This is a genomic window from Prochlorococcus sp. MIT 1201 (assembly GCF_047303415.1).
Lineage (GTDB): Bacteria > Cyanobacteriota > Cyanobacteriia > PCC-6307 > Cyanobiaceae > Prochlorococcus > Prochlorococcus marinus_D.
Map to the genome: position 1 here is coordinate 2,102,146 of NZ_CP138947.1, position 18,000 is coordinate 2,120,145.

Sequence of the window (18,000 nt, forward strand, 5' to 3'; positions counted from 1 at the left end):
TGAAGATACTACAACTCATCAGAGCGGATCCTGCAAGCATCAGCCGTTGCAATATGCGCATTAAACTAACACTCATCAGAACCACTCCTTGTCACCATCAAGATAAATCTCTTTAAATTCTTGCGGTGTTTGTGTTAAATAAATAATGCCCTCAATTAAACCTATAACTTGCATGACTGCATATGCAATCCCACAAGTAATAGAGCCTCCCGCAAGCGAAACCACCAACATAATCATCGCCGGATTATTCTTGCCTAAGACAAATTTATGAATCCCTAAAGCGCCAAGAAAGATCCCTAGCAAACCCGCGGCTAATTTCTTATTACTAAGCTCAGCATCAGAAAGACTGGCCATCGTCAAAACTCTGTACTTTCCGCTTCTAGCAACCGCAACCATTGCTGCCAATAGCCCCGTTGCCATTTTCCATTCGCCATCGGAGCAAGCATTGGACAAAGCCGCCAATGCATCGGCCGATCGGCAGGCGGCCAATCGGCACAGAGATGGCGTAGTTGCTTAATCAAATCCTCTCCATTCGCCCCAGCAGCAGGACGCACAAGCGCCACCAAGCGTTGCCCCCATTCCCTGTCTTCAACAGCAAGCAGCAACACAGCCTCAACAGGCAACCCAACCGCCGCCACTTGTAAACGGGCCTCCAACTGTTCAGGGAACACCGTTTCACCACCAGAGTGAATCGCTCCATCCAAGCGGCCAGCAATGCTGAGACAAACCCGGTTGCTCTCAGTGATCAAGCAACCAGCATCTCCAGAGGTCCACCAGCCTTGCTGATCGCGAACATCCTCCAAGCCCTCACCCAACCAGCGCGCCAACGCCAACCGCGCTGTTCGAACTTGCAACGCGCCTGCTTGCGTCAACTGCAGCTCCACATCTTCAAGCGGTGATCCACAGCCCGTCGCACCCGCCAGGAAATCCTCAGGAGCAAGCGCTGTCACCATCGCCGCTGTCTCAGTTGCTCCATAGCAGGGTGCCAAGCGCAAGCCTTCGGCCCGTGCCGCTTTCATCAATCCTGGCGAAAGCACTGCTCCACCAACCCAAATCACAGCACAAGCCTTCAACACACGCACACCAGCGTTATGCGTCAACAACCGCTGCAGTTGTGTTGGCACTAAAGACATCAAGACCGGTTGCTCTCCCCATCCCGGCAACGAGCCACACAACTGCTCTAAAGCGTCTGGATCCCTCAGCAAGCCAGGCTGTAGCCATGCATGCCCAATACGCCAACAACGACTACGCCACCAAGGCATCAAGCCACTAACGTGATGCAACGGCAAAGGATTAAGCAGCATGCATTGCTGCAGGTCGTAACCCTGCTGCTGAAGCCATTGACCTGTAGCCGAAGCTGATAAGTCGAGATGGCTACAAGGCTGCAAACAGTGCTGCTGTCCGCCGGAGGTGCCTCCACTTGCGACCACCACACCAGGACCATCAGGCAAAAGAGCCCTAGGGATCAAACCGCTAGTTCCAACGGGCGGCAGCAGTTGCACCCAATCGCCTTGCTCCAAGGCCTGAGCGAGCTGCAAGGCCCTTTGCTCAGCCTGAGCGGGATTGCAACGCAGGGCAACCAACTCCCTCATGCCGCCGCCCAGACCACTTCGGGATCAGCGCTAAATAAAGGTCCATCAGGGCACCAACCCGGGGCCAGGCCAGGAGCCACTGGTGTAGGGCCCTGATGCTGCAAAGCAGCGAGATGGTGCAGCCAACGCCGACCAATGCCGGTTTCAAAGGCCGTGCTCAACATCCGGTAGCCAACACCCTCCTGCAGCCCCCTCAGCAGAGGTCTGGGATCACCGTCTAAAAGCGGACGCCGCACCTGCCAGCCAGACCATGACTCTCGCAGTGATGGCTCAAGCACAAGCGACTCATCAAGAGCCACGGGAACCTGTTGCGCCAAAGCTCTTAACCCCTCAAGGTCACCAGCAGGCAAAGGTTGTTCCAACCATTCCAGCCTCGCATCCTGCAGACATCGCTCCACCCACCAGCTCACCACACTGCGATCCCAACCGCCATTGCCATCAAGCCTGAAGCGCGCATGCTCTGGCAGCCGCTCCAACAATTGCAACAAGAGGCGCCGCTCCAATGCATCTGGAGCGACCGCCACCTTCCACTTCACAGTGAAGGGATCAGCTGCTGAGGGAACCCTCTCAAGCATGGAATCCAACGCATTCAAAAGAGGCTGCCCCGCCGGCAACAACACAGCCGAGGCAGGCGCCGCAAGCCAACCGCCTGTTGCTAAAGACCCCACGAGGCCATCCAATTCCGCCAGAGCTGCACCCACACCAAAAGCCAAAGGCGCAGGCCAAAACGCCATTCCTTCCTCCAACTCCAAACGCGTTGGTGCCAAGCGCAGCTTGACCAAACAATCGCCGCAGGCCTTTAAACCAGCCACATCCATCGGAGCCACCTCCCCCCAACCACAACGACCCGCGCAATCCTCCAATCTCAGCAACCAACCCTGACGTTCTTCAACAACCCCCTGAGCCGTCTGCAACACCCGACTCAAACGAAATGAAAACGGTTTGCACTGAAACTTGAGAGCCATCAACTCAACCTGCGCTAGATAGCGCAAAGCCCAAGCAAGGCGCTAGCGCTAGGCCCAAGCTCAACCCCAAGCCATTGAGCGCCTGAAAGCGCAATGCCAAAAACTTGCTGCCACGAATCTTCTCTGGCTGATCATGATGATGGCGAAGCAAACGGACCAGCGCTGCTCCTGCAGGCAATCCCAAACCACCAAGCAGAGCTGTCAGCGGCCAATCTCCCTGCAGCACAGGGATCCACTCCAGAGCAAACACAAGCGAAAGAATCCAGGGCACCAAAGCCGCCGCACGAGCTGTGCCCAAGCGCACCACAGGCGATCGTTTGCCAAAAGCCGCATCCTCAGCGACTTGATGAAAATGAGAGCAAAAGAGCACCAAGGTTGTCGCTAAGGCCGGACCACTCCCCAGGGTGAACGCCGTTGCCCATGGAATAACTGATCCATCACCGTTGAGCGGTGCTAACGCCAACAAGGCAGCGGCAGTAGCGAAAGGGCCAAAAGCCAACCAACACAGCGGCTCACCGAGGCCTATGTAGCCCCAGCGAAAGGGCGGCCCCTGGTAGAGGTATCCCAAACCACAACTCACCAGCACCAAAAAGAGCACAGCAGCACTACTACGCAAAGCCAACAGCAACATCAACAACAAGCCCAGCACGAGCGCTAAGTGAGCAAAGCGGCGCACAGGTCTCCGCTGACCCAGCAGCGCAACCACCGAATGCAACTTGGTGAAGCTATCCACGCCGGTATCTGCATCAAAGAGGTCGTTGCTGAGGTTTTCCCAAAGCAAAAGCAGCACAGCCGCAACCAAAAAGCCAAGCAGTTGATCAAGACGCACTGCTTCGCCGGCCCCCACCCGCCAACCAGCCGCCAGCAACGCCGGCATCACTGCCACGGAGTACATCGGCCACTTGATCGCGGCTTTCCAAAGAGCTCGCCTTGTGGAGGCCTTGGCGTAAAGGGATGCAACATCCTGCTGGTCTGGCATGGGAAAGAAGCCTGGAAACCAGGGAAAGGCCCATACATTTGAGCAGGACCCGCGCTCAACTCCGATCCCGGATGAAAGCTGACCGTAGTTTCAGCAACCTTTTAACTGCCGCATCCCGGGGCTGGTGCGAGCGCAAGGGCGATGAAGGTGTCCTCAGCCTGGCCCTGCCTCTCGACGAGGTGGATCCCCTGTACCACCTGCCCTTACTAGCCGATGAGCATCCCTTCCAGTTTCTCTGGGATAGTGCACCAGGCCTTTGCTTTGCAGCAGCTGGTCAGTGCCAAAGCCTTGATCTTGCAGGCCCCAGACGCTTTGAGCTAGCCCAAAGATTCAGCGATACAACCCTGGCACGCCTCACAGACGCGACGCCCAACGCCCCTGCCCAGGCTCGAGCCAAAATCCTGCTGGCCTTTTCCTTTTTCGACCATCCCGCAGAACGACAACGCAGCCAGATCCACACCAGTGCTGTTCAAGCGGTACTGCCGCGCTGGCAACTCAGCCGCCAGGGTCGACACGGTTGGCTGCGTCTCAATGGCGTAATCACCCAGCAAGCAGAAGCGCGGGACCTAGCAGAACAGCTTTGGCTGATGGCGGAAAACCTGCTCGACCCCAATCACAATTCAAAAGATTTCTGGCCCAGCAGCGTCCGCGGCACCACGGCACTCCAGCCCTGGCAGGAGTGTTACAGACCAGCTCTCAAACGCGGACTGGATTTAGTGAGCAGCGGTGAGCTCAACAAATTGGTGCTGGCTGTGCGCCAATCCATTCAGCTCCAAGCACCCTTAAACCCGCTGCCAGTACTGGCCAAGCTACGTCAACAACAATCAGGTAGCTGCCGCTTCTTATGGCGAAGAACTCACGAGGATGCCTTCTTTGGAGCTTCGCCTGAACGGCTACTCAGCCTGCAAGAGAATCAGCTACGCACCGACGCTCTGGCCGGCACTGCTGATCGCAATGACGATGGACAGGGCCTACTCCGCTCGGAAAAGGACCGTCGCGAGCATGAACTTGTCGTTGCCTCAATTACCAATCAGCTGTGCAATCAAGGACTGACACCACGGCGACCACGGAACCCCCAGCTCGCTCGTCATGGCCAACTGGTGCATCTGCATACACCGATTACAGCCAATGCCATGGGTCATACATCCCTCAATCTGGCCAAAATTCTCCATCCAACTCCGGCGGTCGCGGGTCTGCCTTGCCGAGAGGCGATGGCCTGGCTGCGCACATTGGAACCTTTTGAACGTGGCAGCTATGCGGCGCCGATTGGCTGGATCGACAGCCAAGGCGACACGGAACTGCGCGTGGCCATCCGTTGTGGCCACGCCAGAGGTTCAGTGCTTGATCTCACTGCTGGAGCTGGTTTGGTCCGAGGGTCTGTGGTCGAACGCGAATTACAAGAAGTTGGCATGAAGCTGTCTGTACTGGCCGACCAACTCGAGCTGGATGCCAAGTATCAACCAAGACTGACCAGCAAACGCGCAATCACTTGATCAGCCAGGGGAATCCCCTTGAGGCGCTCAACCTCTCTAATGCCAGTAGGACTGGTGACATTGATCTCACTCAGCAGGCCATCAATCACATCAATTCCCACAAAAAACAAACCCTGCTCTCTCAAAACGGGTGCCAATTCTGCACAGATCTGCAATTCACGACTGTCTAGCTCTGTGGGTTCAGGGCGACCACCCATGGCAAGGTTGCTACGAAAATCTCCAGCCTTAGGACGACGGTTCACTGCACCAAGAGGCTCTCCATCCACCAACAGGATGCGCTTGTCTCCTTCAATGACAGCCGGCAAAAACCGCTGAACCATCACCGGTAGCTGCTCCTGATCCGTGACCAACTCCAGCAAGGCCTCAAGTCCGGGAGCGGCCCCAGCGACTCGCACCAGCCCCTGACCAGCTCGACCCCCTAAAGGTTTGAGCACCACCTCTTCTTGCTCACGGGCAAAGGCAGCAAGCTCACTGACCCGACTGGCCACAAGCGTGGGAGCCATCAGGTTGTTGAAGCGCAGCGCACCGATCTTTTCATTCCAGGCCCGCAGCGCCGCTGGCCTATTGAGCACGCACACACCAGCCCGCTCTGCCAGCTCGAGCAAATGGGTGGCATAGAGATAGCCCTCATCGACCGGGGGATCCTTACGCATCCAGATGCAGGCGAAGTCCGTTAGAGGAAGGCTGCGGGGCTCACCGGTGCTAATCCAAGGCTCAGCCACCACAGGGACGGCAATCGCAGAGAGCTGATCTCCACGAGCCTGAAGATCAGCGGGTGTACAAGCCCAAACCTCAATTGATGCCCGTTGGGCCGCCTGCATCAACGCAGCTGAGGAATCCTTGGCAGGTTGAATGCACTGCAGGGGATCCAAGACGAACAGCTGTCGCATGGCTTCAGACCTTGCCTTGGAGCAAACCATCAAGTTTTTGAGCCCCCTCAAGGGCATGCAACTCATCGCAGCCACCAATGCTCAGATCATCGATAAAGATCTGGGGCAACGTGTTTTTCCCCCCAGCCCGGCTCGCCATCGCTGCGCGGGCTGCCTGGTCGCCATCGATGGCGTGCTCCTGGTAACTCACCCCTTTGCGATCCAAGAGAGCCTTGGCACGCAGGCAGAATGGGCATGACTGCCAGGTATAGATCTCAACCTTGGCCATGGCACTGTGATCACGTCACTGAGATCCTATGCAGGCTGGCCCCGCTGATAGCGTCAGATCTCTGGACTCAAGCACCAACGTTGCTGGACCTCACCGACTTCAAACGCGATCTTTCTGAGCTCACCGACCGCCTGGGCCAAGCCCAGGACTGTCTTTGACGTTCCTGCTCTAAACGCTCGCCAACAAGATCTCGAGCAACTCGCTGCTCAACCAGATTTCTGGAACGACCAGCAAAACGCCCAGAAGCAGATGCGTCAGCTGGACGAAGTTAAAGCCCAGCTGACGCAAATCACGCTCTGGCGTAGTGCCGTCAATGATGCCCAGGCAACCTTAGAGCTCTACGACCTGGAGCCAGACGACGAGATGCTCAGCGAAGCCCAATCGGGGCTGAAACAGCTGCGCCAAGGGCTTGATCGCTGGGAGCTCGAACGACTACTTAGCGGCGAGTACGACAAGGAAGGCGCCGTGCTCTCAATTAACGCTGGAGCTGGTGGCACAGATGCTCAAGACTGGGCTCAGATGCTGCTCAGGATGTACACCCGCTGGGCAGAGGATCACGACATGACAGTGACCGTGGACGAGCTTTCCGAAGGGGAAGAGGCAGGAATTAAAAGCGCAACGGTAGAGATTGAAGGCCGCTATGCCTACGGCTATCTGCGTAATGAAAAGGGCACCCACCGCTTGGTGAGAATCTCTCCTTTCAACGCCAATGGCAAGCGCCAAACAAGCTTTGCAGGCGTGGAGATCATGCCAAAAATCGATCAGGAAGTAGAGCTCGATATCCCCGAGAAAGATCTAGAAGTCACCACCAGCCGCTCCGGGGGCGCCGGGGGCCAAAACGTCAACAAGGTGGAGACAGCCGTACGCATTCTGCATATCCCAACAGGATTAGCGGTGCGCTGTACGCAAGAGCGCTCACAACTACAAAACAAAGAAAAGGCATTGGCTCTACTGAAAGCCAAGCTGATGGTGATCGCCCAGGAGCAGCGTGCTGCCGAGATCGCTGACATCCGCGGCGATATCGTTGAAGCTGCCTGGGGCAATCAGATCCGCAACTATGTCTTCCATCCCTACCAAATGGTGAAAGACCTACGCACAGCAGAAGAAACCACAGACGTGCAAGCGGTGATGAATGGTGATTTAGACCGATTCATTCAGACCCTGCTGCGTCAGGGTGTCGATCGTCCAGGCAGTGATATGGATCACTAAATCAGACATGCAATGACGACAGATCCAAGCTCCAAGGAGCCTCCATCACAAGCAACACCACCGCCAAGCTTCGTGAAACTGGCGATGCGCAACATGGTGCGCAAAGGTGGACAGAGCCTGTGGCACTTCGGCCTCACCACCTTTGGCGTTGTGGGGTTCATCTTGATGATCGCCTGGCTAGGCAGGCCCACACTTCCCCATTGATGCGCGCATGAGCGCACTGCAAACCTCTCCGATCAACCTCGACCTCGATCTGGCCTTTCATCCCGCCAACGATGATGCCTTGACGAGCTTGGTTGATGCAGACACAAAGCGCCGCCTCACTAACGCAAGTCCCTGGCAGCAAGACCTCACAGCCTGGATTGAAAGCGTCCGTCGTGACCCAACCCTGACCTGTCCTGAGATTGTGCGCCTCAGCCCGATGCTCAGCCTGGGACTTCAACTCACGGATGACGCCACCATCACTGAACTGAATCACGCTTGGCGTCAACGATCTGAAACGACTGACGTCCTCTCCTTCCCAGCACTGGATAACAGCCTCGTCCTACCAACAGACACTTGCGTCGAACTGGGCGACATTGTCGTCTCAGTGCAAACAGCACAACGCCAAGCCAAACAACACAGCCATGAACTTGGCCTAGAGCTCCGCTGGCTGGTAAGCCATGGCCTCCTGCATCTACTGGGCTGGGACCACCCAACAGATCAGAGCCTGAAAACGATGCTGAGCTACCAAGAGCAACTTCTCAGCATCAACGGTAAGGTTCATCACCACTAGTGATGCAATCCAAGAGATCACTACATGCTCCCTCAGACCAACAATTTGTTGTCCGAAGAGATCACCCCACTATCCAGCCAAGGGCATCAAGCTGCCCGGCGGGGAGCCTGGCGAATTGCCGCAGACCTACCAAGCAGCTTTCGCTACGCAACCCAAGGTCTGGCCTATGGCATCGTCAGTCAGCGCAACTTCCGCATCCATGTCGTGATCGGCACCGTCGTTTTCGGTTTGGGGCTCTGGCTGCAACTGAATCTCAACGATCTAGCCGTCTTGGTTCTCACGGTGGCGGCAGTGCTTGTCTTGGAGTTGCTCAATACATCCATCGAAGCTGTGGTGGACCTAGCAATCGGTCGCCGCTTTCACCCCCTTGCCCGCATCGCCAAAGACACTGCTGCTGCTGCTGTGATGGTTGCCGCCATTAGCTCTCTACTGATTGCCTTACTGCTGCTGCTCCCTCCTCTACGTATCCGCCTAGGGCTCTGACGCCCTGCAGCCCCATGCTCCTGATTATCGACAACTACGACAGCTTCACCTTCAACCTGGTGCAGTATTTAGGGGAACTGGCCGCAAAGCATCCTGTCGCTGCTGATCTACGGGTTGAGCGCAACGATGCTCTCTGCCTAAGCCAAATTAGGGAGCTAGATCCCGCCGCCATCCTGCTCTCACCAGGCCCAGGCAATCCTGATCAATCCGGAGTTTGCCTAGAGGTGCTGACCGAGCTGGCTCCCACAATCCCCACCCTCGGGGTGTGCTTGGGGCATCAAGCCCTAGCTCAAGCCTACGGAGGCAAGGTGGTGCAAGCACATGAACTGATGCATGGCAAAACCTCGCCTGTGCTGCACAACGGTGAAGGGCTGTTTAAAGACTTACCGCTACCACTCACTGCTACCAGATATCACAGCCTGATTGCAGAGCGAGAGAGCCTGCCGGACTGCCTAGAAGTCACAGCATGGCTAGAGGACGGCACAATCATGGGCCTACGTCATCGAACACACACCCATCTACAAGGAGTGCAGTTCCATCCCGAAAGTGTGCTCACTGAAGCCGGCCATCAACTGCTTACCAACTTTTTGCGTCTGACAGAACCAAACGAAAAGCACTGCTAACTTCCATACCCTAATCACTTCCACTCATGCCTTCCCGCTTCAAGGTTCTGAAGCCGCGCAGCCTATCCGCCGCAACAGCAGTGGGTTTGATGCTGTCTACGGCATCCTCAGTGATGGCCGGTGGGGTCACAATCACCAGTTATGGCCACAGTGCCCTGCTGATCCAAGGGGGTGGGCAATCGGTGTTGCTCAACCCATTCAAGGCCGTGGGCTGCGCCGCAGGCCTACGCGAGCCTCGCGTCAATGCCACTGTGATCCTTGCCAGCTCTGAGCTCGCTGATGAAGGGGCTCGAGTCGCGAGTGGTCGCTTTTTCGTGCAACCAGGTTCATACCGCATTGGCGGCTTAAACCTAGAGGGATTTGCGGCTCCCCATGACCGCCTAGGCGGTCGCCGTTTCGGCCAAGCCACCCTCTGGCGCTGGCAACAAGGCGGCCTGCAATTTGCTCACCTTGGCGGCAGCGCTGCCTCGTTATCGGGAGAAGACAAAGTTCTACTTGGACGTCCCGACGTCTTGATCATCGGCGTAGGGGGTGGTGCCAAGGTCTATGACGGCGCTGAAGCAGCACAAGTCGTCAATGCACTCAATCCACGCCGAGTCATCCCAGTGCAATACGTGAGTGGTGCAGCGCCAAGCGACTGTGATCAAACAGGGGTGCAACCATTCCTTGATGCGATGGCAGGTACACCGGTCAAGCAGACAGGAACGACCATCAGCCTGCCGAGCGATCTGGGTGATGGACCCGTCATTGAGGTGATGCGCTAACAGCGCATCCATAGCCTGAGTGAGTCGATCAGCATGTCTTTCCGGTCACTCAGGCTGCAAGAAACTCAACAGTGGCAAAGGCTTGCCAAAATTGCTGCATTTGCTCAATCGTGCCGATGCTGACCCGCAAGGATCCATCAATCAGCGGTTTGCCAGTCATCAGCCGAACCAAGATGCCCCGCTTGCGTAAGGCTGCTTCCACCTCTGCTAGTTGCTGCTGCGGCCAGATCAACAGGTAATTCCCTCCATCGAGGTGGTAACGCACCCCAGAAGCATCAAGGCGGCTTCTGAGCCACTCACGCGCCTTCGACACATCAGCCACGTAGGCATCCACGTAAGCCTGATCATCAAGAGCCGCGAAAGCTGCTGTTACCGCAAAGCTATTGATGTCATAAGGCCCAGTCACACGACTGACGCGATCGATCACATCAGCAGAGCCGATCGCGAACCCCATGCGCAGACCAGCCAAACCTGCGGTTTTGGCCAGCGAACGCAACACCAACAAATTTGGTGTTGCAGTGAAGTCTGCAAGAGGCATCACGCTGTCACCTGTGAACGCCTCATAAAGCTCATCGACTACCACTAACGTTTCAGGCGCAGCAATGGCAAGTTGCTGAATCTGTTCTGGTGCCAAGCGAGTGCCTGTGGGGTTGTTGGGATTGCAAAGCAACAGCAATCTCGGCCGCTTCTCTTGCAAAAGCGTGCGGATCACCTGCAGAGGGAAGCGAAAATCGCTGCCTTCATAGGGAATGGCCAAAATCTCCATCCCTTGCATCTGGGCGCAGGGCGTGTAGTAGCCAAAGGTAGGGCTCGTTGTCAGTAAGCGATCACCACGATCGCCATAGGCATGAAAGATGGCGTGAATCGCTGCATCAACGCCGTTAAACAAGCCAATCTGACTAGGGCTAAGTGGCTGGGTCAGCCCTGGTCGGCCCTGATCACGATTGCTCAAATTGGCCACCACCGCTTCTCGCAACCCGTCGTACTCCGGATAAACGGCGATCTGATCAGCAGGAATCGCTCGCAACGCCTCTAGTACACGAGGGCTAGGGCCGATCGTATTTTCATTGAAATCAAGGCGCAGCAATCCACGGCGACCCTCAAGCGGAGCGCTATAGGCCTTCAGACACTCCACTTCCACCCGAGGAGCGGGGGCCCCAGAACTCATTCGTGAAGGTGAAGACCCCATCACATCCGCTCCAGCGTGGGAATACCCAACAACGACAGCCCTAGTTTTAGGGTATCTGCCGTGAGCCGGCAGAGCGCTAGGCGACAGCTACGAGAGGGTTGCTCAGCTTTCAACACCGGCACCTGATCATAAAAGCGATTAAACACCTGGCTGAGCTCAAACAGATAGGTGCAGAGACGATTTGGTAACAACTCCTCCTCAACTTCGGCGATCACTGCATCAAACTTGAGTAACTCCCGCACTAAAGCCCATTCCTGCGTTTCACTGAACTGAAGCTCAGCCGTAGTGACATCAAGATCGCCCCCCTTGCGCGCAATACCGGCGATACGAACAACGGCATAAAGCAGATAGGGAGCTGTATTGCCCTGTAGAGCAAGCATGCGATCAAAACTGAACTGGTAGTTGGTGATTCGGTTCTGGCTGAGATCGGCATACTTCACTGCTGCCAGCCCCACCGTGATGGCCACCTGCTCAATAAAAGATTCATCTTCATCCCGACCTTCCTCCTGCAGCCGACGGCGCAGATCAGACTCAGCGCGCTCGACAGCCTCATCGAGCAACTCACGCAGACGCACCGTGTCACCAGCACGCGTTTTGAGCTTCTTGCCATCTTCTCCCTGCACCAAGCCAAAAGGCACGTGCTGGAGACGACCAGCATCAGGGATCCAACCTGCGCGCTGAGCAACCTGAAAGACGCCAGCGAAATGATTGGCCTGGCCAGCATCGGTCACGTAAATCACACGCCGAGCGCCATCACCTTGGGGAGGAGCAGCAAAGCGATAGCGAATGGCTGCCAGATCGGTGGTGGCGTAATTGAAGCCACCATCACTCTTCTGAACAATCACAGGCAGAGGTTTGCCGTCCTTACCCGTAACACCCTCAAGGAAGACACACTGAGCGCCGTCATCGCTAACGAGCAAACCGGAGACATTTAGATCCTCAACGACGCTCTCGAGATAGACGTTATAAAACGATTCGCCGCGCTCGTTGAGACGAACATCAAGCCGATCGTAGATCTTTTGAAATTCACGGCGCGACTGATCACATAGCAAACTCCAAGCCTTCAAGGAAAGAGGATCACCCCCTTGCAATTTCACCACCTCCTCACGGGAGGTGGTCTGAAAAGCCTCGTCGTCATCAAAGCGTTGCTTCGCCTGGCGATAAAACACCACAAGATCGCCAAGATCAACAGCATCAGCTGTTTCAAGAGCCTCTGGTGCCACTTGCTTCAAGTGGGTAATCAACATCCCAAACTGCGTACCCCAATCGCCTACATGGTTAAGACGCAGCACGGGGTGTCCACGAAACTCCAACACCCGAGCCAGGGAATCGCCAATGATCGTGGAACGCAAGTGCCCCACATGCATCTCCTTGGCGATGTTGGGGCTGGAGAAATCCACCACCACTGGAGTGGGCTGTTGCCCATCGTTATCGCCCTCCACCAGCGGCACGCCCAGACGAGCATCAGCCAGCCTTGCTTGCACTTCAGCAGCCAAGCATTCGGGCCGGACGGTGAGATTAATGAAACCTGGCCCAGCAATTTCTGGCGCCAAGCAAATGGCATTGAATGCCGTATCGACCATCAGCTGGTCGACAATCGCTGCAGCAATTTGACGCGGAGGCTGCTTGAGCGGCTTAGCGAGGGGTAAGGCAGCATTGGCCTGAAAATCACCAAATTCAGGTTTGCTGGCTGGGGCCAATTGTGGATCCAATCCAGTGCCACTCACACGTGCTGAGGCTGCGGCTTCAGGGAAGGCACGGTCGATCGCCGCACGCAGTTGACTCTCCAGAGCGTGGGCAAGGCTGAGCATGAACTCCGAAGCGAAATGGGCCTGCAATCACCCTGATCATCACTGACCACGATGCCGGCAACCAGCAAGCCTGCTTCAGCACTGTTCTCAAGCAATCACCAACAACACTGCGCGCTGATCTTTTGAACAGTGAACGGGCTTCAGGAATAGCTTGCCTAGCTCAACCTGAGAGCTGCCTTCTCCGTCTAGGTTCTCGGCTCAATAGGCGGCTCAACAAAAGCTAGACACCCAGAGCCAATGCACTGATTGATCCTTGCGTGATTCGTTCTCCTGATCAGCTCATAGTGTTTTGAATACTGAGTTTCAGCGCAGAGCTTGAGGCAGTCGCTTGACCGGGAAGAAGGTTGGCTTAAAGCCGAACAACCTAAATACCTCTTAAGCAGGCGTCGTTGATTCAAACCGCATGCTGATATCAAGCCAGGAACTGCGCGTCACCGGAGCACTCGTCGAAATCAAGTCAATCCCCGTTGCCGCATAGGCATGCAATTGGGCAGGGTTAACACCAGACGCCTCCAGAACCACAGGCCCTTCAGCTCGCTGCTCTGCCAATAGACGCAAGCGAGGCACCAAATCTTGCAACTGAGCAGGGGAAAATTCATCGAGCAGCACACCATTGGCTCCAGCCCGAATCGCCTCATCAGCCTGCTCTGCAGTTTCAGATTCAACGATCACTTGAGCTGGCCATGGTGCGCTTGTGCGAACAGCGGCGACAGCTACCGTGATTCCACCTGCCCAGGCCAGATGATTCTCCTTGAGCATGGCGGCATCATCCAAACCACAACGGTGATTCACTCCCCCCCCACAGCGAACGGCGTACTTCTCCAACACACGTAACCCAGGAGTGGTCTTACGGGTGTCAGCCAAGCGCACAGACGACCCACGCAACTGATCCACGAGCGCGGCAGTTGCGGTTGCCACGCCAGACAATCGCATCGCCAAATTCAGTGCTGTGCGCTCAACAGCCGCCAACGCTGAGGCCTGCCCCTCAAGCCGCAGTAAGTCTTGGCCAACTGAAACTGAAGCCCCTTCAGTGACGAGAAGCTGCACCCTGGCCTTTGGATCAAGCGCATGCAGCAATGGCTCAACGAGCACTCCACCACAAAACAGACCATCGGCTTTCGCTCGCCAACACGCACGACCATGACAACCAAACAAAGCAGGAGCGGTGAGATCACCACGACCGAGATCTTCTGACAACCAGCTCTCAAGTCTGCTTCTCAGTTCTGGCGTCAAAGTCAGCGAAGGTGAAGAGACTGGCATTGAAAACATCTTGCAAACAAAAAGACAAGCTTTCGAGGAGTGATTAACTAGGCAGAAAAAAGCATTTTGGCACTATGAATTAACAATAGTGAGTTTCCATGTATGCCTACTTGCCAATACAAAAACGTGAAAAGATTCGATCAAGCACAGCTTCTGTGATCTCCTCGCCAGTAATTTCCCCCAAGCTGCTGATCGCTTGCCTCAGATCAATGGTCCAGAAATCCCAGGGCAACTGATGCTCTGCTGCTTCCTGACTACGGCTCAAGGCAATTGCTGCTGTTGCGGCAAGATCTTGCTGCCGTTGATTGAGAGCAACCACCAACCCCTGCGCTTCGCTGGCCCCACAAGTCTTCAAAACAGCCTCAATCAAGGCCTCTTCTCCTTGCCCAGTGAGTGCGCTCAACATCACATCCACAGTCTTGCCATCGACCTGATTGCCAAGTGAAGCAGCCATCGAGGCAGGCTGAAGATCAGCTTTATTACCCACAAGAAGCCTTGGCAGATCATCTGGGATCTGAGCGAGCAACGCCGCATCTTCGGATGTCCATCCCAGGCTGAGATCAAACACCAACACCGCCACATCAGCTGCAGCGAGAGCCTGATGACTACGGTCTATCCCAAGTTGCTCCAGCGCATCCTGTGTGGCGCGAATGCCTGCGGTGTCAACCAAGGTGATCGGCACACCCTCCAGCACAATCTCGCTCTCCAAGACATCCCTGGTCGTACCAGGAAGATCCGTCACGATCGCCCGCTCCCGGCGGCTGAGGCGATTCAAGAGGGAACTCTTACCAACATTAGGGCGACCAACCAGAGCCACCTGTAGCCCCTGACGCAGCACATCACCACGCTTGGCATCTTCAACAAGCTGTTCGAGCTCTCGCCGCACGCGCTGCAACTCAACCAACAGCTCAGCACCATCAAGAGGAGGGAGATCCTCCTCAAAATCAACCCTGGCCTCCAGCTCACTGAGCTGATCCAACAACCTTTCCCGCAGGGAGGTGATGCGGCGCTGAATACCTCCATCGACTCCCGTCATCGCCAACTGGGCTGCTCGACGACTACGCGCCGCCACAAGTTCACTGATCGCCTCCGCCTGGGTGAGGTCAAGGCGGCCGTTGAGCACTGCCCGCTGGCTGAACTCTCCAGGTAGTGCCCGACGTACATGCGGCTGAGCCAACACACGCTCAAGCACCCGCTGAACAGCCATCAATCCACCATGACAGTGGATCTCCACAACATCCTCGCCAGTGAAACTGCGTGGCCCCTTCATCAGCAACACAAGAACCTCATCGATCCGTTCCTTGCCGCTCTCATCCATCACATGGCCATACAACACACAATGACTAGCCCAAAGTTGTTGCCCCGGGATCGACACCACACTCCGCCCAACGACCTCAGCCGCAGGCCCAGAAAGCCGCACCACAGCAATACCCCCTTGGCCTGGTGCAACCGCGGTTGCCACTGCGGCAATCGTTTGTTGATGCGGGATAGGAGAAGACATCATCACTGGTACCTTCAACCCTTCCTACGATCAACGCCACCCTGCAGCACCATTGCTTCGGTCTGGCCATGATCCAGCAAACCCTGCAGGGCATCATCAGGCGACTGCGCCGCTGGCTTGTTTGGCTCTGGCAACAAGAAGGTACACCCGGGCAACGGGCACGAGGAGTCGCAGCGGGAGTGTTCAGCGGCTGCTTCCCTTTCTTCGGATTACAGACACTGCTGGGTGTCGCCTTGGCCAGTGTGGTGCGAGGAAACCATGTACTGGCAGCCATAGGCACCTGGATCAGTAACCCGATCACCTATTTGCCGCTCTATTGGTTCAACTATCAAGTTGGCTCTGCCCTACTTGACCAAGGACAAAACGAGTTTGACCTCACGCAACTCAATAGCCAAAACCTTTGGGCTCAAGGCTGGACCTTCAGCACTCGCCTTTTACTTGGATCAAGCTTGGTAGGAGCAAGCGTGGCTCTATTCGCAAGCTGTGTTGTCTATGGGTGGCTCAAAGGGCCAGCAAAAACACGACAGCGGTTTTATCGCAGGCGAAGCCAAAGTAAACATGACTAAATAGAAATTAGCCTACTGAGATTACAGATTGCTTAACCATACATCCATCGCTGCAAAATCTTGGCAGCATGCCCATTCTTTGTTGCCTCTTTGGTGTTATTAATTGCATGACTTCCAGAAAATGGAGAAAATATTGATGCCAGAAGAGTTATTATCATAGCCATGAAAGTACAGTCCAGGAATATCAACCCTTACAAGCCTAAGGTATATACCCCTGACTGCCACATCGCGGGCAGCAAAAAGTCTTTAGTGTTACTCATAGCCAAACTTTAAATAACTCAAAATTCTTTTTCTTGATGAAATTTGTCAATAATCTGCAGCGTTCTAGGGCTAGCTTATCGTCATGCTAATCACTTAATTGAAACGAATGCCTTCACTACCCCCGAGACTGATACGCCCTCACTTCTTCTCGATGTGGTGCTTGCGCTGATCTTCCTCAGCCTTTCTTTATTTGCCGAAGAACAGCTCTGGCGTTTGATCTGGGGTTGCGGCGCCTTGCTCGCAGTGATCGATGCCCTAGTAGCCAATCGATTCCTTGATGAAGAAGACCTAGACTGAGGACAATAACTATAATTTTCTGCATTTGAGCTCTTCCCTTATAACATCTCTGTCGAGATGTCTTATTGTTTATAAAACAAAGACTTTAACCCAAAAGTTACAAGTGTGTAAAAAATCAGTTCGATGACAGCCTTAACTCCTGGACCAGCAAAAGGCAACAGAAGTGATGCTAATTCCAGCACTAAAGAAATTATGGCAATATAATATACAACAATATAGACGCTAAACAATCAACCTCCAGGAGATAGGCCTGGAAGGTGAAAGAATCAATCCCTTAAAGACTTGAATGAGTCGGGAATAGATAAATTTGGCAAAAGAGCTGAGGCCGTCGATTAAATGTAGATATCTTCTTTGCTGTCGTTGCTTGATGTTCATCCTAGCAACGACAAACTTCTCTAATGCTAGCGATCTATCAACAGTGATGCAGTATTGAACTCATTGTATTCACCATCAGTCCAGCTATATGCAACATCAGAATCCACCTGTTTCACCTTCATGCTCTTACGATCTGTCTTGAGAACCTGTCCTCTAGCCCTGAAATTACCTTTTATTCCATCATTATTGACCTGAACGTATATAGCTCCTACTTCAAAGCCCCTATCACTGCAGAATATTTCATCAAAACAAGTATGGACAGTAACTGCATAATCATCAGATACAAAGCCTGCCCCAGCAGCGTAAGTATTGGAACATCTCCAACTGCCACCAGTTATCAAACCAGACTTTGCACCAGAGGCTAAATTTTCATTCCATCCAATAGCCTCAAAGGCTGCACAACCAGCTTCAGCCCTTACGGGAAGCGTCAAGCCGGCACAGCAGACGGACACCACTACTCCGAACATAGCCCGGGGTAAGACTTGAAATGTGTTCAGGTGTAGGGGCAAGAGCAGTATTGGCTAGATATAGAGGCTCCAATAACCAAGATAAGCCAAACCTGAGGACGAAGGTTACCGTTACCCAAATCAAGAAATATGGCAGGCATACCATGCCCTGCGATCAATCGTTCAAAACCTTTAGCCGGGCTAATCACCTCTTTGTTAGCAGATAACACATTTCTATTGTCTGCTGATCGCG

Annotated in this window: 20 protein-coding genes; 9 read left to right on the forward strand and 11 right to left on the reverse strand. The window is 54.8% G+C overall.

Annotated elements, in window-relative coordinates:
- Positions 1 to 75: 75 nt before the first annotated feature.
- Genes SIB41_RS10205 through menA form a run of 4 tightly spaced genes read right to left on the reverse strand, consistent with a single transcriptional unit; the run spans position 76 to position 3,536 of the window.
- Positions 76 to 354, reverse strand: a complete 279-nt coding sequence (locus SIB41_RS10205; protein ID WP_041384731.1) for a TM2 domain-containing protein — start codon at positions 352 to 354, stop codon at positions 76 to 78.
- 2 nt (positions 355 to 356) lie between these two features.
- Positions 357 to 1,592, reverse strand: coding sequence for an AMP-binding protein (locus SIB41_RS10210; protein WP_413358650.1), 1,236 nt, complete (start codon positions 1,590 to 1,592; stop codon positions 357 to 359).
- Positions 1,589 to 2,557 (reverse strand): o-succinylbenzoate synthase, encoded by a 969-nt coding sequence (locus tag SIB41_RS10215; RefSeq protein WP_413358652.1) that lies wholly within the window; start codon positions 2,555 to 2,557, stop codon positions 1,589 to 1,591. The genes SIB41_RS10210 and SIB41_RS10215 overlap by 4 nt, the downstream gene beginning before the upstream one ends.
- 4 nt (positions 2,558 to 2,561) lie before the next feature.
- Positions 2,562 to 3,536, reverse strand: a complete 975-nt coding sequence (gene menA / locus SIB41_RS10220; RefSeq protein WP_011131424.1) for a 2-carboxy-1,4-naphthoquinone phytyltransferase — start codon at positions 3,534 to 3,536, stop codon at positions 2,562 to 2,564.
- Between the two features lie 71 nt (positions 3,537 to 3,607).
- On the opposite strand from menA, the gene SIB41_RS10225 reads away from it, so the two are divergent.
- A complete protein-coding gene (locus tag SIB41_RS10225) occupies positions 3,608 to 5,029 on the forward strand; it encodes an isochorismate synthase (RefSeq protein WP_413358655.1) in 1,422 nt (473 codons plus the stop codon).
- Here SIB41_RS10225 and gshB read toward each other — a convergent pair.
- Positions 4,993 to 5,919, reverse strand: coding sequence for a glutathione synthase (gene gshB / locus SIB41_RS10230; protein WP_413358658.1), 927 nt, complete (start codon positions 5,917 to 5,919; stop codon positions 4,993 to 4,995). The two genes, SIB41_RS10225 and gshB, sit on opposite strands and share 37 nt — an antisense overlap.
- A 4-nt stretch (positions 5,920 to 5,923) precedes the next feature.
- On the reverse strand, positions 5,924 to 6,187 hold the full coding sequence (gene grxC, locus SIB41_RS10235; protein WP_063416550.1) for a glutaredoxin 3: 264 nt from the start codon (positions 6,185 to 6,187) through the stop codon (positions 5,924 to 5,926).
- Positions 6,188 to 6,267: 80 nt separating this feature from the next.
- Here grxC and prfB point away from each other — a divergent pair.
- The 6 genes from prfB (at position 6,268) to SIB41_RS10265 (ending at position 10,041) form a co-directional block, all read left to right on the forward strand.
- A protein-coding gene (gene prfB, locus SIB41_RS10240) for a peptide chain release factor 2 (protein ID WP_413358661.1) occupies positions 6,268 to 7,396 on the forward strand; the annotation gives its coding sequence in 2 pieces (ribosomal slippage) (positions 6,268 to 6,342 and positions 6,344 to 7,396; 1,128 coding nt in all).
- Positions 7,397 to 7,408: 12 nt separating this feature from the next.
- Positions 7,409 to 7,600 carry a DUF3285 domain-containing protein gene (locus SIB41_RS10245; RefSeq protein ID WP_413358663.1) on the forward strand — a complete coding sequence of 64 codons (192 nt, stop codon included), beginning with the start codon at positions 7,409 to 7,411 and terminating at the stop codon, positions 7,598 to 7,600.
- Positions 7,601 to 7,607: 7 nt separating this feature from the next.
- Positions 7,608 to 8,171 (forward strand): rRNA maturation RNase YbeY, encoded by a 564-nt coding sequence (gene ybeY, locus SIB41_RS10250; RefSeq protein WP_011827313.1) that lies wholly within the window; start codon positions 7,608 to 7,610, stop codon positions 8,169 to 8,171.
- A 24-nt stretch (positions 8,172 to 8,195) separates the two neighbouring features.
- Positions 8,196 to 8,654: a diacylglycerol kinase family protein gene (locus SIB41_RS10255; protein ID WP_413358665.1), complete on the forward strand. Its 459-nt coding sequence runs from the start codon at positions 8,196 to 8,198 to the stop codon at positions 8,652 to 8,654.
- A gap of 14 nt (positions 8,655 to 8,668) precedes the next feature.
- Positions 8,669 to 9,277 carry an anthranilate synthase component II gene (locus SIB41_RS10260; protein WP_063407459.1) on the forward strand — a complete coding sequence of 203 codons (609 nt, stop codon included), beginning with the start codon at positions 8,669 to 8,671 and terminating at the stop codon, positions 9,275 to 9,277.
- Between the two features lie 26 nt (positions 9,278 to 9,303).
- Positions 9,304 to 10,041, forward strand: coding sequence for an MBL fold metallo-hydrolase (locus tag SIB41_RS10265; RefSeq protein WP_413358667.1), 738 nt, complete (start codon positions 9,304 to 9,306; stop codon positions 10,039 to 10,041).
- A 49-nt stretch (positions 10,042 to 10,090) separates the two neighbouring features.
- On the opposite strand, the gene SIB41_RS10270 is transcribed toward SIB41_RS10265, so the two are convergent.
- The 4 genes from SIB41_RS10270 to mnmE form a co-directional block, all read right to left on the reverse strand.
- Positions 10,091 to 11,230, reverse strand: coding sequence for a pyridoxal phosphate-dependent aminotransferase (locus tag SIB41_RS10270; RefSeq protein ID WP_413358669.1), 1,140 nt, complete (start codon positions 11,228 to 11,230; stop codon positions 10,091 to 10,093).
- Positions 11,230 to 13,041, reverse strand: coding sequence for an arginine--tRNA ligase (argS, locus tag SIB41_RS10275; protein WP_413361515.1), 1,812 nt, complete (start codon positions 13,039 to 13,041; stop codon positions 11,230 to 11,232). The genes SIB41_RS10270 and argS overlap by 1 nt, the downstream gene beginning before the upstream one ends.
- 375 nt (positions 13,042 to 13,416) lie before the next feature.
- Positions 13,417 to 14,310 carry a carboxylating nicotinate-nucleotide diphosphorylase gene (nadC, locus tag SIB41_RS10280; protein WP_413358671.1) on the reverse strand — a complete coding sequence of 298 codons (894 nt, stop codon included), beginning with the start codon at positions 14,308 to 14,310 and terminating at the stop codon, positions 13,417 to 13,419.
- Positions 14,311 to 14,407: 97 nt separating this feature from the next.
- The gene (gene mnmE / locus SIB41_RS10285; protein WP_413358674.1) at positions 14,408 to 15,805 is read right to left on the reverse strand and encodes a tRNA uridine-5-carboxymethylaminomethyl(34) synthesis GTPase MnmE; all 1,398 of its coding nucleotides are present in this window, start codon (positions 15,803 to 15,805) and stop codon (positions 14,408 to 14,410) included.
- Positions 15,806 to 15,870: 65 nt separating this feature from the next.
- Here mnmE and SIB41_RS10290 point away from each other — a divergent pair, with 65 nt between their 5' ends.
- Both SIB41_RS10290 and SIB41_RS10295 read left to right on the forward strand, forming a co-directional pair.
- On the forward strand, positions 15,871 to 16,368 hold the full coding sequence (locus tag SIB41_RS10290) for a DUF2062 domain-containing protein (RefSeq protein ID WP_413358676.1): 498 nt from the start codon (positions 15,871 to 15,873) through the stop codon (positions 16,366 to 16,368).
- A 417-nt stretch (positions 16,369 to 16,785) separates the two neighbouring features.
- Positions 16,786 to 16,926 (forward strand): hypothetical protein, encoded by a 141-nt coding sequence (locus SIB41_RS10295; protein ID WP_413358679.1) that lies wholly within the window; start codon positions 16,786 to 16,788, stop codon positions 16,924 to 16,926.
- A 401-nt stretch (positions 16,927 to 17,327) separates the two neighbouring features.
- On the opposite strand, the gene SIB41_RS10300 is transcribed toward SIB41_RS10295, so the two are convergent.
- Positions 17,328 to 17,732: a Paralytic/GBP/PSP peptide gene (locus SIB41_RS10300; protein ID WP_413358681.1), complete on the reverse strand. Its 405-nt coding sequence runs from the start codon at positions 17,730 to 17,732 to the stop codon at positions 17,328 to 17,330.
- Positions 17,733 to 18,000: the final 268 nt, after the last annotated feature.